This is a genomic window from Paracoccus spongiarum, from assembly GCF_030732095.1.
GTDB lineage: Bacteria > Pseudomonadota > Alphaproteobacteria > Rhodobacterales > Rhodobacteraceae > Paracoccus > Paracoccus spongiarum.
Genome location: NZ_JAVAMQ010000003.1, coordinates 58,213 through 73,800 on the forward strand (window position 1 = coordinate 58,213; position 15,588 = coordinate 73,800).

Annotated in this window: 12 protein-coding genes and 3 pseudogenes; 9 read left to right on the forward strand and 6 right to left on the reverse strand. The window is 63.4% G+C overall.

The genetic code is table 11. The features are described from left to right. Positions 1–3 precede the first annotated feature (3 nt). Positions 4–459 (reverse strand): manganese-binding transcriptional regulator MntR, encoded by a 456-nt coding sequence (gene mntR, locus Q5Y72_RS04040; protein ID WP_371930756.1) that lies wholly within the window; start codon positions 457–459, stop codon positions 4–6. Between the two features lie 213 nt (positions 460–672). On the opposite strand from mntR, the gene Q5Y72_RS04045 reads away from it, so the two are divergent. Together Q5Y72_RS04045 and Q5Y72_RS04050 are read left to right on the forward strand one after the other, a co-directional pair. Beyond that, complete coding sequence (locus tag Q5Y72_RS04045; protein WP_305962127.1) at positions 673–2,427, forward strand: copper-translocating P-type ATPase; 1,755 nt, start codon at positions 673–675, stop codon at positions 2,425–2,427. Between the two features lie 146 nt (positions 2,428–2,573). Continuing rightward, positions 2,574–3,059, forward strand: coding sequence for a DUF411 domain-containing protein (locus Q5Y72_RS04050; protein ID WP_305962128.1), 486 nt, complete (start codon positions 2,574–2,576; stop codon positions 3,057–3,059). An 82-nt stretch (positions 3,060–3,141) separates the two neighbouring features. On the opposite strand, the pseudogene Q5Y72_RS04055 reads toward Q5Y72_RS04050, so the two are convergent. Next, a pseudogene (locus Q5Y72_RS04055) lies at positions 3,142–4,305 on the reverse strand (glycoside hydrolase/phage tail family protein); the annotation flags it as partial. A 144-nt stretch (positions 4,306–4,449) separates the two neighbouring features. Between Q5Y72_RS04055 and Q5Y72_RS04060 the strand changes: the two are divergent. The 6 genes and pseudogenes from Q5Y72_RS04060 to Q5Y72_RS04085 form a co-directional block, all read left to right on the forward strand. Beyond that, positions 4,450–5,118, forward strand: a pseudogene (locus Q5Y72_RS04060) (recombinase family protein); the annotation flags it as partial. Further along, positions 5,115–5,510 carry a ParB/RepB/Spo0J family partition protein gene (locus Q5Y72_RS04065; protein WP_305962129.1) on the forward strand — a complete coding sequence of 132 codons (396 nt, stop codon included), beginning with the start codon at positions 5,115–5,117 and terminating at the stop codon, positions 5,508–5,510. The pseudogene Q5Y72_RS04060 and the gene Q5Y72_RS04065, both read left to right, overlap by 4 nt. A gap of 157 nt (positions 5,511–5,667) precedes the next feature. After that, complete coding sequence (hsdR, locus tag Q5Y72_RS04070) at positions 5,668–8,046, forward strand: EcoAI/FtnUII family type I restriction enzme subunit R (protein WP_305962130.1); 2,379 nt, start codon at positions 5,668–5,670, stop codon at positions 8,044–8,046. Positions 8,047–8,063: 17 nt separating this feature from the next. Continuing rightward, complete coding sequence (locus Q5Y72_RS04075) at positions 8,064–10,211, forward strand: N-6 DNA methylase (RefSeq protein WP_305962131.1); 2,148 nt, start codon at positions 8,064–8,066, stop codon at positions 10,209–10,211. After that, positions 10,208–10,996 (forward strand): HipA family kinase, encoded by a 789-nt coding sequence (locus tag Q5Y72_RS04080; RefSeq protein WP_305962132.1) that lies wholly within the window; start codon positions 10,208–10,210, stop codon positions 10,994–10,996. The genes Q5Y72_RS04075 and Q5Y72_RS04080 overlap by 4 nt, the downstream gene beginning before the upstream one ends. After that, positions 10,993–11,850 carry a DUF3037 domain-containing protein gene (locus tag Q5Y72_RS04085; RefSeq protein ID WP_305962133.1) on the forward strand — a complete coding sequence of 286 codons (858 nt, stop codon included), beginning with the start codon at positions 10,993–10,995 and terminating at the stop codon, positions 11,848–11,850. Before Q5Y72_RS04080 ends, Q5Y72_RS04085 begins: the two co-directional genes overlap by 4 nt. Before the next feature lie 385 nt (positions 11,851–12,235). Here Q5Y72_RS04085 and Q5Y72_RS04090 read toward each other — a convergent pair whose 3' ends face one another. The 4 genes from Q5Y72_RS04090 to Q5Y72_RS04105 form a co-directional block, all read right to left on the reverse strand. Beyond that, a complete protein-coding gene (locus Q5Y72_RS04090; RefSeq protein WP_305962134.1) occupies positions 12,236–13,168 on the reverse strand; it encodes a cation diffusion facilitator family transporter in 933 nt (310 codons plus the stop codon). An 11-nt stretch (positions 13,169–13,179) separates the two neighbouring features. Next, a complete protein-coding gene (locus Q5Y72_RS04095) occupies positions 13,180–13,800 on the reverse strand; it encodes a cation efflux transmembrane domain-containing protein (RefSeq protein ID WP_089389210.1) in 621 nt (206 codons plus the stop codon). 174 nt (positions 13,801–13,974) lie between these two features. After that, entirely contained in the window at positions 13,975–14,310 is a 336-nt protein-coding gene (locus tag Q5Y72_RS04100) for a YnfA family protein (protein ID WP_127898535.1), read from the reverse strand. Further along, on the reverse strand, positions 14,307–14,741 hold the full coding sequence (locus Q5Y72_RS04105) for a MerR family transcriptional regulator (RefSeq protein ID WP_127898534.1): 435 nt from the start codon (positions 14,739–14,741) through the stop codon (positions 14,307–14,309). The genes Q5Y72_RS04100 and Q5Y72_RS04105 overlap by 4 nt, the downstream gene beginning before the upstream one ends. 91 nt (positions 14,742–14,832) lie before the next feature. Between Q5Y72_RS04105 and Q5Y72_RS04110 the strand changes: the two are divergent. Beyond that, positions 14,833–15,570: pseudogene (locus Q5Y72_RS04110) on the forward strand (cation transporter); the annotation flags it as partial. Positions 15,571–15,588 lie beyond the last annotated feature (18 nt).

The following is a 15,588-nucleotide window of genomic DNA, read 5'->3' on the forward strand; positions in this document are numbered from 1 at the left end:
GGCTCAGGAACGGTCGGCAAAGGCCGCGAACAAGGCGAGCGTTCGCTCGCTCACGTGATGCTCGATCCCTTCGGCATCGCGCTCGGCTGTCTCGGGATCAAGACCAAGACTGAGCAGGAACCGCAACACGATCTCGTGCCGCTGTTGGCATTCCCGGGCCAGCGCCCGGCCCTCTTCCGTCAGAAAGACCGAGCGGTACTTGGCGCGGGTGATCAGGCCGTCCCGGGCCAGACGGCCGAGTGTCTTGGCGACGGTGGGCGCCGTGACACCCATCTTGGTCGCGATTTCGACCGGCCGTGCCTCGCCGTGTTCGTGGATCAGTTCCGCGATCAGTTCGACGTAGTCTTCCGCCAATTCGTTGCGCCGCGCCTCTCGCACCCCTTGGAACGCCTCCGCGCGTGGGTCGGCGGGGCGCGCCTCGGGCTCGAGAGCTTCTGCTTCAGTGTGGTCATCAGCCATCATCCTTCCAGTCTCGCACGAACCGGATTGACACGTAAAGCCACAGGGATGATTATTAGCCTTGTCTAACTTGTCGCGCCGAGGCTTTGGCGTGCTGCCCACAGGGAAAGCCTTCCCCATGACTGCCAATGTCCGGAAGCAAGCGCGCGATGCGCCGTCCGAATTGGAGGCGTCCCGGTCCATCGCTCCGCCTGACGGCAACGCAGGGTCGCCATGGGCACGGGGGCGGCGTGGATCTACAGCGTCGTTGCGACGCTCGCGCCAGACATCTTCCCGGACGCCTTCCGCCAGCATGACGGGTCGGTCGCGGTTTATTTCGAAGCCGCAGCGGTCATCACCGTGCTCGTGCTGCTCGGACAGGTGCTGGAACTCCGGGCGCGGGAAAGCACCAGCGGCGCAATCCGGGCGCTGCTCGATCTCGCCCCGAAAACCGCACGGGTCATCCGTGATGACGGCACCGAAGAAGAGGTGCAGCTCGACACTGTCCATGTCGGCGACCGCCTGCGGGTGCGGCCGGGCGAGAAGGTGCCCGTGGATGGCGAGGTGCTGGAAGGCCGCAGCGCCGTCGACGAGTCGATGGTGACGGGCGAATCCATGCCGGTGACCAAGGAGGTCGGCTCGCGGGCGATCGGGGGGACCATGAACCAGTCCGGCGCGCTGGTGATCGAGGCCCGCAAGGTCGGACGCGACACCATGCTGTCGCAGATCGTCCAGCTTGTCGCAGAGGCACAGCGCAGCCGTGCCCCGATCCAGCGACTTGCCGACCAGGTGTCGGGCTGGTTCGTGCCGGCGGTGATCGTGGTCGCGGTGCTCGCCTTCATCGCCTGGTCGATCTGGGGCCCGGAGCCGCGCTTCGCCTATGCGCTGGTCGTGGCGGTTTCGGTCCTGATCATCGCCTGCCCCTGCGCGCTGGGTCTGGCGACGCCGATGTCGATCATGTTCGGCGTCGGCCGCGGCGCGCAGAATGGCGTCCTGATCAAGAACGCCGAGGCGCTCGAGCACATGGAGAAGGTCGACACGATCATCGTCGACAAGACCGGCACACTGACGGAGGGGCGTCCCGCCGTCACGGCCATCGTTCCCGCTGCCGGTCTTACCGAGGAGGAGGTGCTGCGCCTGGCCGCCAGCGTCGAGCGGGCGAGCGAGCATCCGCTGGCGCTCGCCATCGTGCGCGCGGCAGAGGAGCGGGGGATCGCGACCGCACCGGTTGCGGATTTCGACTCGCCGACCGGGAAGGGCGCCTATGGCACGGTCGAGGGCAAGCGCATTCCCCTCGGCAACGCAAACTTCCTGGCCGAAGAAGGGGTCGATGTGACGCCGCTGGCCGCGCAGGCTGACCGGCTGCGCCAAGACGGGGCGACCGCGATCTTCATGGGCGTGGACGGAGAGGTCGCCGCAATCTTCGCCATCGCCGATCCGGTCAAGCCCTCCACGCCTGAAGCGCTTGCCGCGCTGAAGGCCCAAGGCATCCGCGTGGTCATGCTCACCGGCGACAACTGGACCACAGCGAAGGCGGTCGCCCGACAGCTGGGCATCGACGAGGTCGAGGCGGAGGTCCTGCCGGACCAGAAGAGCGAGGTCGTGCAGCGGCACAAGGCGGCGGGCGAGGTGGTGGCGATGGCGGGCGACGGCGTCAACGATGCCCCTGCGCTCGCGGCCGCGGATGTCGGCATCGCCATGGGCACCGGCACCGACGTGGCGATGGAGAGCGCGGGCGTCACCCTCCTGAAGGGCGATCTCACCGGCATTGTTCGGGCGCGGCGACTGTCTCAGGCGGTGATGCGCAACATCCGCCAGAACCTTTTCTTCGCCTTCATCTACAACGCGCTCGGTATCCCGATCGCCGCGGGGGTGCTTTATCCGTTCTTCGGCATCCTGCTGTCGCCGATCATCGCGGCAGCCGCCATGGCGCTATCCTCGGTCAGCGTGATCGCGAATGCGTCTCGGCTGCGGGGCGTGAAGCTGTGATGTCCGGGTGGCATCGTGGGCCGTTCCCGCGAGCGCATCTGACAGGCGACATCATGCCGCGGGACGCCGGCGCATTCTCACCCGTTCGTGGGTCGCGCTCCGGACTAGCCGGTGAGATCATGGAGTCCACGAAGAAAGGTTTGACGATGCGGAACGATCACACCATCGGCCGGCGCGCCGTTCTCGCAGCGGCTGCCGCCCTTCCGTTCCTGCTGTCGATGCCCGCCTGGGCACGGGCCGCGGCCCTGCCGCTTGTGACCGTCACCAAGGATCCGTCCTGCGGCTGCTGCGGTGGCTGGATCGAGCATATCGAAGCCGCGGGCTTCCCGGTGCGGGTGGTGGACTCGGACGACGTGTTCAGCCTCAAGGAGCGGCTCGGCGTACCGGCCGAGCTGAGCTCCTGCCATACGGCCGAGGTGGAGGGCTATGTGGTGGAGGGTCATGTGCCAGCCGCCGCGATCCGCCGCCTGCTGGCAGAGCGGCCCGCGGGGACGGGACTTGCCGTTCCCGGAATGCCTGCCGGCTCGCCGGGCATGGATTTTTCCGGCGTCGTTCCCGAACCCTATGAGGTGCTCCTGTTCGGCCCGACCACCCAGACCTTCGGGCGCTACCTCGGCGCGCAGGAAATCTGAGCCAGGCGTCTCCACATGACCGTCCCCCTTGCCACCGATCCGATGCAGCACAGGCCGCGAGCGATGGGCCTCGCCCGCCTCAGCGGCGCATCGCTCCGGCTCGACACCGGAAAGGCAGGTGGCTCATGAGCGGGCGCGCGGGAGTTGCGTTCGCGATGCGCCGCGCCTCGACGAGGGCCGCGCCGTAATCCTCGTCGGCGCGCGCGACCTGCCATTTCAGCGCCTGCGGCAGTTCGGTCTCCTGGCCGCGCGTCAGCTCGAGGACGTCGCCCTCGCGGGCCGCTACCAGATCGTCGGGCGTCACGCTCGCCACCGCGGCCCGGCCGCGCATGACGAAGCGGATCACGCCCTCGGACTCGACGGCGTCGAAGCCGAAATGCCGCGACAGCGTGGTGATGGAGGCGCGCGGGCTTTCGAGCGCGGTGATGGCGTAGCCCTCGACCGCGCCCCAGAGGCCGGTGACGTCGATCCTCGACCCGGGCATCCCGGCCCGCAGGCAGAGGTGCCGCACGAGCGCCGCCAGTGACACCGCGCCGAGCCGCCCCGTCAGCCAGTGGCCGAGCCGCCAGTTCGCACCGTCCGTCCAGACGTCGGTCAGCGCCGGGAAGAACGGATACGGTCGCGCGTCCCAGGTCCAGGCGGCGCATTCGGGCACATGCACCATCCGGCCGCCGTAGACCGAGGACACCGGGTTGTTCGCCGGAACGCCCCACCAGAGATAGGTCGCCTCGAGATAGGCGCGCTGGATCGCATCGTCGCGCCAGCCCCGCGAGAAATACGGCGTGAAGCTCTCGGAGGACTTCGGATCGAAGAACACGTTCGGCTGGTTGGTGCCGCGGTCGATGGCCGGGCAGCCGAGTTCGGTGAACCGGATCGGCTTCGACTGCGGCACCCATTCCGTCGGCGTCGCGCTCTGCACCCCGCCCGGGCGGTTGTAATGCTGGTTCGACCACCAGGCGCGCAGATCCTTGTAGCGGAAGACCCACGGCTTGCCGGCGGCACCGTCGGTGATCGGGGTCCGCAGCTGCGCGGTGCGGTCGGCGGCGCTGGCGTAGAACCAGTCGAAGCCTTCGCCACCCGCGATGTTCGCCTGCAGATATGCCCGATCGTAGATCGCGGGCCAGCCATCGGCGGCGTCAGCATGCTCGAACCCGTCGCGCCAGTCGGAGAGCGGCATGTAGTTGTCGATGCCGACGAAATCGATCTCCGGGTCCGCCCAGAGCGGATCGAGGTGGAAGAACACGTCAGCCCCTCGGCGGTGTCGGGATCGGCGAGCGGCCGGAACACCTCGAAGGAGAGCTGCGGCAGGCGGTTGCCGTAGGTCGAGAGCGCCAGTTCCTCGAAGACGACATACGCGGTGCCGCGATAGGCGGGCGTGTTGACCGCCCCCATCCGCACGCCGCGCGGCAACCGGATCGACAAGAAGTACGTCTATCGGATGCTCAGCAACCGCGCCTACATCGGCGAGGCGGTCCACAAGGGCGACAGCTATCCCGGCGAGCACGACGCCATCATCGACCACGAGACGTGGGACCGCGTTCATGCCATCCTGCAGGAAAGCCCGCGCAAGCGCGCCGCCCGCACCCGCGCAGATACTCCTGCGCTGCTGAAGGGGCTACTGTTCGGCCCAGATGGCGCGGCGTTCTCGCCGACCCACACCCGCAAGGGCGAAAGGCTCTACCGCTACTATGTCAGTCAGACCGTGCTGAAGCATGGTGCTGGTTCGTGTCCGGTCGGCCGCGTGCCTGCGGGCGAAATCGAGGGCGCCGTCATAGACCAGCTCCGCGCCGTGTTCCGCCAGCCGGAGATTGTTGCGGGGACCTGGAAGGCGGCGCGTGCCTACGCCGAAGACATCTCCGAGGCCGACGCACGCGCGGCCTTGCAGCAGCTCGACCCGCTGTGGGACGAACTCTTCCCGGCAGAGCAGGCGCGCATAGTCACGCTGCTGGTCGAGCGCGTGGACATTGGCGAAGGCGGGCTCCACGTCCGGCTGCGCATGGATGGTCTCGGCGGCCTCGCGCGCGAGATGCTGGCCGGAGAAATGGGAGCGGCTGCATGACCCGCGGCACGCCGGTCCCCGAGACGGTGACGCTCCATGTGCCGTTCCGCGTAGTGAAGCGCGGCGGGCGGAAGGAGATGCAGCGACCCTCAGACACCCAAGCGCGCGGGAGGCCGGACAATACGCTCATCAAGGCGCTTGCGCGCGCGTTCCGCTGGAAAAGCATGCTCGACAACGGTGACTTTGCCACGGTAGCCGACCTCGCCGCACAGGAAGGCATCGCTGTCTCCTACCTCACGCGCGTGCTTCGGCTGACGCAGCTTGCACCCGATCTCGTCGAGGCGATACTCGACGCACGGCATCCACCGGGCCTGACGCTTCAGTCGCTGCGAGTGCAGATCCCTGATGACTGGTCGAGGCAGCGCGAGTCCTTGCTGCCAGGGACGGAATAAGGCTTGCGGCATCAGTCGGCCACGCTGTAGCTTCTCCGAGCCGTTGTCAGGCGAAAGAGCTGCCAAACCAAAGAATTGCGCGTTGATCTGAGCCGAGTTCTTTGACAAGCCGTTTGCTGCGCGATGGCATGTCGAAACCGGGCGAAGTAGATTGCGCATGAACGAAGCCGATACCTGCAGAAAGTTCGTCGTCCCGAAACTGCAGGAAGCAGGCTGGGATGATCGCCCGCACGCGATAAACGAGCAGAGAACTTTCACCGACGGCCGGGTCGTGTTTGTCGGTGGCAAGGCTCGCCGCGGAAAACAGAAGCGTTCAGACTATCTTCTCCGATATAATCCGGATTTCCCGATCGCCGTCGTTGAGGCCAAATCCCGCTACCGGCACGCCGCGGAGGGGCTCCAACAAGCCAAAGAATATGCCGAAATACTTGGTCTTCAATTCGCGTATTCGACCAACGGGATCGAGATCGTCGAGTTCGACTACACGACCGGCATCGAGCGAACCATTGCTGATTTCCCAGCGCCTGATGACCTCTGGGCTCGGCTCCGCCGTGCCGAGGGCATTGTCGACGACCAGGTGGCCGAACGGCTGCTGACGCCCACCTTTCCAGACCGAGCCAAACCGCTTCGCTACTATCAGGAGATCGCCGTGAACCGCGCCGTACAGGCGGCGCTTCAGGGCAGGAAGCGGGCATTGCTCACACTGTGCACCGGAGCGGGCAAGACTGCCGTCGCCTTCCAGATCTGCTGGAAGCTGTGGTCGGCACGCTGGAATTTCAAAGGGGTGAACCGGAACCCGAAGATCCTGTTTCTCGCTGATCGCAACGTCCTGGTCGACGATCCGATGGCAAAGGATTTCAGCCCGTTTGGCGACGCCCGTCACAAGATAGCTGGCGGCGTGGCGGTCAAGAGCCGCGACATGTATTTCGCGATCTACCAGTCCATCGCGCGTGACGAGAACCGTCCCGGTCTCTACCGAGAGTATGCGCGCGACTTCTTCGATCTCATCATCATTGACGAATGCCATCGCGGCAGTGCGCGCGACGACAGCAACTGGCGGGAAATTCTCGAGTGGTTCGAGCCCGCAACCCAGATCGGGATGACAGCGACGCCGCGGCGAGAGGACAACGTCGACACCTACAACTATTTCGGCGATCCGCTCTATGAGTACAGCCTCGCGCAGGGCATCGCTGACGGCTTCCTGGCCCCGTATCGCGTCCATCGCGTCATATCGGACTACGACGCTGCCGGCTGGCGTCCAACGCGGGGTGAACTTGATCGCTATGGTCGCGAGATCCCCGACGCCGAATACTCGACGCGGGACTTCGAGCGGGTCGTGGCGCTGCGTGCACGAACGCAGGCCATTGCGAGACATCTGGCGGGCTTCATGGCCGAGACCGACCGCTTCGCCAAGACCATCGTCTTCTGCGTCGACCAGGAACACGCGCTCGAGATGCGGCAGGCGCTCGCCGCCCTGAACACCGATCTCGTGAAGGACCATCCCGACTACGTCTGCCGTGTGACGTCCGACGAAGGCGATGTGGGAAGCGCGCACAGGGCGAAGTTTCAGGATGTCGAGACCCAGACGCCGGTCATTCTCACCACGTCGCAGCTTCTCACGACCGGAGTGGACGCCCCGACCTGCAAGAATGTCGTGCTCGCGCGGGTCGTGGGCTCGATGCCCGAGTTCAAGCAGATCATCGGACGGGGCACCCGCCTCAGGCCCGACTACGGCAAGCTCGCCTTCAACATCATCGACTACACCGGAACCGCGACGCGCATGTTCGCCGATCCCGCCTTTGACGGCGATCCCGTCCGCGAGGACGAAGCGGTCATCAATGCCGACGGCGACATCGTGGAAGAGCGCGAGATCGAAGACGTGGCGCCGGATCCGGACGATCTTCCTGAAGGGCCCGATATCCCGGATGGACCCGTCGAGTTGGGGGACGAGGGCGAGAACGGGCCCCGCAAGTTCTATGTCGACGGCGGCGAGGTAGCGATTGTCCGGCACCTCGTGTACGAACTCGATTCCGATGGGCGGCAGCTCGCCTGCCGCCAGCTTACCGATTACACCGGCGACAAGGTTCGCACGCTCTATCCCAATGCGTCGGAACTGCGCACGGACTGGCTTGACCCTGAACGCCGGGCGGAAATCGTCGAGCGGCTCGAGGAGAAGGGCATCGACCTCGACTCCTTGGCTGATGCAGTCGGAAAGCCGGAGGCCGATCCGTTCGATCTCCTTTGCCATCTGGCATATAACGCGCCGCTGCGAACTCGGCGCGAGCGCGCTGACCGTCTGCTGAGAGAGCAGGACGAGTTTCTGGACCGCTTCGGGCCGGATGCCCGCGAGGTCTTGGATGCCGTGCTTGAAAAGTATGCCGAACATGGCAGTGCCCAGTTCAAGCTACCCGACATCCTGGAAGTGCCCCCGTTCAACGAGTGGGGCAACGTCATCGAAATCGCCGCCCGCTTCGGCGGGGGCAAGGAGCTGCGCAGCGCCGTCACCGAGCTGCAGCGTCTGCTCTACACCGCTTGAATTGAAGGAGATCCAACTTGGCCAGAACCGCCCGTAAGAAGGCTGAGCCGAAGCAACTGACCACTGCCCAGCGTCTCGACAGCATCATCAAGTCCGCCCGCAAGATCATGCGGAAGGACAAGGGGCTGAACGGCGACCTCGATCGGTTGCCGATGCTCACCTGGATCATGTTCCTGAAGTTCCTCGACGACATGGAGCGGATCGAGGAGGGACGCGCGGAGCTCGCAGGCAAGGACTATCGCCCGATCATCGAGGCTCCTTATCGCTGGCGAGACTGGGCGGCGGATGCGGATGGCATCACAGGCCCGGACCTCCTGTCGTTTCTCGTTTCCGAGGTGACGGAGCGTCCGGACGGCACCCGCGGCCCGGGACTCTTCGCCTATCTCCGAGGCTTGCGCGGCGACAATGGGCGGCGAGAGCGGCGCGACGTGATCGCCACGGTCTTCCAGGGCTTCGCCAACCGCATGGAGAGCGGCTACCTGCTGCGCGACGTGGTCAACCTGATCGACGGCATCCATTTCGACTCTTCGGAGGAAGTCCATACCCTTGGCCGCCTCTACGAGACGCTGCTGCGAGAGATGCGCGACGCGGCGGGGGACTCAGGCGAGTTCTACACGCCCCGGCCGGTCGTGCGGTTCATGGTCGAAGTGACCGACCCGAAGCTGGGCGAGACCATCCTCGACCCGGCATGCGGAACCGGGGGATTTCTGACCGAGGCCTTCCAGCATCTCGAGCGCCAGGCCGATACAGTCGAGAAGCGGCGCATCCTGCAGGAGGACAGCTTTTTCGGCGGCGAAGCCAAGTCGCTGCCGTTCCTGCTGTCCCAGCTCAACCTCCTGCTGCACGGCCTGCACGCCCCGCGCATCGACCCTGGCAACGCCCTTCGCTTCCGTCTGGCCGAGATCGGCGAGGATCAGAGGGTCAATGTCATCCTCACCAACCCCCCTTTCGGCGGCGAGGAGGAGGCAGGCATCCTCAACAACTTCCCCGAGGACCGGCGCACGGCCGAAACGGCGCTGCTGTTCCTGCAACTGATCATGCGACGGCTGAAGCGCGCCGGGCGCGGGCGGGCCGCGGTCGTCGTTCCGCACGGCACGCTGTTCGGCGATGGTATCTCGGCGCGGATCAAGGCGGACCTGCTCGAGAAGTTCAACCTGCATACCATTGTGCGACTACGAGAAGGCGTTTTCGAGCCGTATACCGACATCGCCACAAACCTTCTGTTCTTCGATACTTCGGGCCCGTCCACAGATGTATGGTTTTATGAACAGCCTGAACCAGAGGGAAGAAAGAAGTATTCGAAGACTGCACCAATGGCATTTGAAGAGTTTGAAGCTTGCTTAAGTTGGTGGAATGATCGGTGTGAAAATGAGCGCGCTTGGAAGGTATCCGCAAAAGAGCTGATCGAGAGGGACGAGAAAGGCAGTGTTGTCAAGTGCAACCTTGACATCAAAAACCCTCACACGCGCGGCTTTGAAGATGAAAGGCTCCCGAAAGAGATCATTAGGTCTCTTCTGGACCGTCAGAGACTTGTCCTAGACCGCCTACTCGAGGTTAGCGATTACTTTGATAACCAGAAGGATATGGAGCTTAGGCGAGTCGAACTTGGCCGGTTCTTGGTGAAACACACAGAGAAGATCAGTCTAGAGCCTTCTTCAGAGTATAAGCAAATTACGGTTCGCCTTTGGGGTAAAGGTCTTGCGCTTCGTGGTATAAAGCGGGGATCTGAGATTGCGGCAGAGAAGCAGGTTCGCGTTTCTGCGGGACAGTTTCTCATGTCAAGAATTGATGCAAGGCACGGCGCTTTCGGAATTGTCCTAGGTGATTTGGACGGTGCCCTGGTGAGCGGCGACTTTCCAGCTTTTGATATAGATTCAAATATTGTTTTGCCGCACTTTTTTGAATGGATCACAAGAACAGAGGCGTTTGTGGATCTTTGCCGTCGGGCTAGTGAGGGCTCTACAAATCGAGTGCGCCTAAAGGAAGATAAATTTCTTCAAATGGCAATTCCTATTCCTAGCTTGCAAACACAAAAGGACTTTTTGGAGCGGCTAGATGTCTTGGCTGACCTGCAGGTAGAAGGAGCGGCCTCACAGGCGGATCTGTCCGCATTGATCCAGTCGGTCCTTCATTCAGTCTTCAATGGTAAAGCGACAGCCGCATGATACCTCGCGCCGTCCTTACCCGGATCGACCGGGCTGCGGTACAGGGACGAACGGGTCCTGTCCTGTCGGCCTGCGAAGCGCATGTCGAGGAAGAGGTAGAAGTTTTCGTCAAGCTTTCGGCTGGCTGTGACCAGGCGGTTGTGAACTTGGCGAGAGAGGCCATCGCCGCATGTCTTGCGGCCGATCTGGGGCTTCCGGTGCCAAGGCCCTGGCTCGTCGAGATCCCACCGGAGATTTTTCCCGTCGTGACTGACCACCAGATCGCTGACAAGCTGCGCCGCAGTTGCCCTGTGGCGTTTGGCTCGACGCGGAGCACGGGCTTCTCCACATGGAGCAGCGGTCAGCGCCTCTCCGACGCGATGAGGCCAGTGGCCGCTGGCATCCTGCTGTTCGACGCGATCATCCAGAACCCTGATCGGCGGGCGGAGAACCCGAACTGCCTTGTCAGGGGCAATGATCTGAGGATCATCGATCACGAGCTTGCCTTCGCCCACCGCCTGCTCCTCCTGTGGCGCGCGCCATGGGTACTTGGCGGCATGAGGGACTTAGAAACCCCTGGCAGGCATATTTTCGTGCATGAGCTGAAAGGCGCGCTGTTCGACTTCAGCGCGATCAAATCTCGCTGGAGCGCCTTGTCGGATGCGCGGCTGCAGGAGTATGAAGGAGCCATCCCCCCGGAGTGGGCAGCAGCCCGCGCCGACATAGATGCTGCGCTGAAGTTGATCGCCGAGGCTAGGGACAACATCGATGCGTGTATCGGGGAACTTGGGAGGATACTGGCATGACCGCGAAGGAGCCGTATAGCTACGTCGTTCTGCGATACATTCACGATGTCCTTACGGGCGAGTTCGTGAATGTCGGCTTGGTCATGGTCGTCCCTGGTCGACCGCTCATCCTGACGAAATCCCGCAAGACATTCGGCCGTATAAAGAATGTTTTTCCGGATCTGGACAGTGAGTCCTACAAGCGCGCGATCGAAGCCATCGATCGGGGGATGAAGAGCGTTCAGCGTAGTCTGAAAAGTGAGGGCCTTTTCAAAGGCGAGAGGACAGCCGGTGACTATGCGCGGATCGCGTTGCCGCTCGATGACAGCTCGTTGCAGTGGTCGCCAGTAGGCGCCGGCCTGACTGCGGACCCGCAGAAGACCTTCGATCAGCTCTATCTGCGTTTTGTAACGAGGTATGATCGACCGTCTGAGCGCCGACGGAGTGATGACGACGTATGGCGTCCCGTCGAGGCGAAGCTCAAGGAGCATGGTGTAAACGTTGAGCTGGAGCCGAAGCGCATCCAAGGAAACACGGACGCTGTCGAGTTTCGTCATGCGTGGAAGAACGGGCGCTGGCACGTATACGAGCCACTTTCATTCGACCTGTCTGACGCAGACAACATCAAGGATAAGGCACGCCGCTGGCTGGGGCACCTTTCAGCCGTCAAGATTGGCACAACCGAGGATGTTCAGGTTCATTTCATAGTGGGGCGTCCTCAGAACACCTCCTTGGAGCCAGCGTACCGGAATGCCGTCGAGATCCTTCGTCAGGTGCCGTTCGACAACAAGGTGTTTGACGAGGAGCAGATCGAAGACTTCGTGAATCAGATTGAGGACGAAGTGCGGCACCACGAAGGGCGCACTCTGCAATAGACCGCGGCCGTCGCGCGCGCTCAGTTCGAGGACAGTGTCGTCCTCATGCCAAACGCCAATACAAACAGCGATCATCGCTCGCAGCCGATCATTCTTATTATAATCAGTGGCTTGCGAGCTGTTCACCGAAAGCGCAGCGGTTAACAGGTCTGGAGAATATCGGCACGGAGAGAACGCCTGTGCGTCTTTCGGGGCGTGTGCCGGTTAACAGCCCCTCCCGCATAACCCTCGAAAACAACGGAAAAATCCGGCCGTAGCCGGATCGGGAGAACGCTGTCGCGGGGGCAAGTGGCGGAGGGGATGGGCCTGATATCCAACCTTCTCCACCCTAAGTCATTGTTTCCGTTATAGCGATCTTGGGATCGTTACCACACTGCAGCTCGCATCAGTCCGCATCCTCCTTTCCTCCATGTCCATAGAGGCTAGCATTCTGGTGGGCCCGATCTTGTCGCTCGAACTCGAGCGTCGAGTGCGTGATGTCAAATTCGCTCTCAAGCGCCCGCTTTATCGCGTGCTTGATGTCCTCGAGGCGATCCCATGCATTCACCTCGACCACCACATGTGTGTCGAGCGCAGCAGCATGCTCTTCCATCTGCCAGAAATGGGCGTGGTGGATGTCAGCCACCCCGTCGATGCCACGCATCGCGGCGACAACCGCGTCGTTGTCGATGTCCGGCGGGCTGCCGAGCATCAGGGTCCGGATCGGCCCACCGATCTCGGTCAAAGCCAAGTAGAGGATATAGAGCGCGATGCCGATGGTGATCGCCGGATCGACCCACCGCATGTCGTAAAGGATGATCAGCGCGCCACCCACGATCACGGCGACCGATGCCAGGGCGTCCGACAGGTTGTGCAGGAAAAGGGCACGGATGTTCACGCTGCCCTTCTGCATCGAATAGGTGAGCAGCGCCGTCAGCGTGTCCACCACCAGCGCGACACCGCCGAGGATGACCACAGTCCAGCCAGCGACCTGGGGCGGGTCGATCATCCGCATGCCGCCCTCGTAGATGAGATAGAAGCCAACGAGGATCAGCGTGGTGTAGTTGATCAGAGCGGCGACGATTTCGATGCGGCCGTAACCGAAGGTCATCCTCGCGTCAGCGGGCCGCCGCGCGATCTTGCGCGCAGCGAAGGCGATCACGAGGGACGCCATGTCGGAGAAGTTGTGCAGCGCATCGGCGATCAGGGCGAGGCTGCCGGACAGGATGCCACCGACGATCTGGGCGACCGTCAAAAGCGCGTTCGCCCAGATCGCAATGGAAACCCGTCGGTCGCCGGACTTGGGGTCGATATGTGCGTGGCCATGGTCGTGAGACATCGTGTTCTCGCTTAAGTCTTGCCGTCATCTTGATGGACCGCCTTGTGGTGCTCGCCATGCGCGTCGCGCAGGATTTCGATACCGCCCCAGGCGGCGACGCCGGCGACCGCGATACCGACCACCAGATCGGGCCAATTGCTGCCCAGCAACCAGACCAGACCGCCTGCGACGAGAATCCCGCCGTTCGAAATGAAGTCATTGAGACTAAATGTGTTAGCCGCTCGGACGTTCACGTCGGGATCCTCGAGCCGACCAAGGAGCCAGATGCAGATGCCATTAACGACCGCGGCAATGAGCGCCATGGAGATCATGAGCGGGCCGAGTGGTTCGGAACCGGTGTAGAAACGGCGAACGGCATCAATCAGGATACCGGCCGCGAAGATCAGCAGCAGCCCCCCCGACACGTTAGCGGCCGCACGCTTCCATTTGTCCGAACGAGACAGGGCGAAAAGGCTGATGGCGTACACGAAGCTGTCGGAGGTGTTGTCCAGACCGTTGGCGATCAGCGCACTGGAGTCGCCCAATGCACCTGTCGCAAAAAAGCCGATGGCGATGGCCGCATTCAGCAGCAGAACCGTCCAGAGCGTACGGCGCTGACGTTCATCCGGATCCTTTGGCAGTTCTTTGGTCATCAGGTTCGCCTCCGTTCGTGCTGGCCGTCGGATCAAGGCGGCCTCATTTGCCCTGCATGCGCAAGCCACTCGATCCCCGCCAGAAAAGAGGCAGCTTGCTGCCCAAGAATCGGCCGAGAGGCAGTTCTAGTTCCTCTAGTCACTAGAGATCAAGGGCTGCGCGTGGATTTATGTCTAGACGCCGCGCGGGGCGAGCAGGATCAGGGCCGCGCCCGCAAGGCAAACGACGCCGCCTGTGAGATCCCAGCGGTCGGGTCGCTCGCCTTCGGCCAGCCACATCCAGAGCACGGACGCCACGATGTAGACGCCCCCGTAGGCTGCGTAGGCGCGCCCGGCGAAGGCCGAGTCGATCTGCGCCAGGAGCCAGCCAAAGGCGATCAGGCTCGCAACGCCTGGAACCAGCCAAACCGCTGAGGCGCCGAGGCGCCACCAAGCCCAGATCGCGAAACAGCCCGCAATTTCCGCCAGAGCCGCGGCGGCATAGATCGCCAGGGTCGGCAGCGCCGTCATTCGGCGGCCCCGGACGTCCTGTGGTCTTGCGCGCAATGTGAATGATCGCTCAGCACCTCGATCACGCGGCAGTCGGCCACGGTGCCCTGTGCGCACTGCGCGATCATGCGCTCGAGCTCTGCCTTCAGCGCCGTGAGCCGCGCGATCCGGGCCTTGACGGCGGTGAGCTGTTTCTTCGCGATGACGTCGGCGGCTGCGCAGGATTGATCGGGCTCATCGGAGAGGCTCAGAAGGTCCCGGATAGCGTCCAGCGGAAACCCAAGCTCGCGCGCGTGGCGGATGAACGCCAGCCGATCCAGCGCCGAATCCCCATAGAGCCGCTGGTTTCCGGCGCTGCGCTCCGGCTCCGGCAGGAGCCCGATCTGCTCGTAGTAGCGGATCGTCGGAACCTTTACGCCGGCCGCCTCACCCAATTTTCCGATGGTGAGCATCAGATTGCCTCTTGAAGCTATAGCTACTAGAGACCTTACATTCCCGACTCAGTAAATACAACGTCGCCCGCTGGGCGGGTGGAAGGGCGTGATGACAGCGAGCGACAGTGCAACCTACGAGTGGACGGTTTCCGGGATGGACTGTGCGTCCTGCGCCAACAAGGTCCGGGGTGCGGTCGAACGCTTGCCGGGCGTGAGGGACGTCGACGTGGCGCTTATGACTGAGCGGCTTCGGCTAACCCTCGACGACGGGCAGACGCCGCGCGATCAGATCGAGGCGACCGTCAAGCGGCTCGGCTACGGGATCGCAGCGAAAGGATCGAGCCCCGACCGAAAACGCTTCGTGCTGCCGGAGGGCGAGCAAGCGTCCCGTGCGGACCGCTCGCGGGATGGCGCAGGACTCGAGCCCGACACTGCATCGACAGAGCCCGAGACCGGCCCTGCGCCCGGTTCGCGTTGGTATCGAACTGCGAAGGGCAGACTGGTGATCGGCACCGGGCTCCTCCTCGCGGCGGCATGGGCCGTGAAACTGCTCGCTTCCCAGGACGTGGCGACCTGGGCATTCGTCCTCGCCACGCTCATCGGGGTTGCGCCAATCGCGCGCCGCGCCGTGGCGTCCGCCCGAGCGGGTATGCCGTTCACGATCGAGATGCTGATGACCATCGCCGCCACCGGCGCGCTCGTCATCAATGCAGCAGAAGAAGCGGCGCTGGTCGTCTTCCTCTTCGCTGTTGGGGAGGTTCTCGAAGGCGTGGCGGCGAACAAGGCGCGCGACGGGATCCGGGCGCTCGCTCGCCTGGTGCCGAAGACTGCGCTCCTCGAGATCGGCTGTCAACGGCGGTGCAAT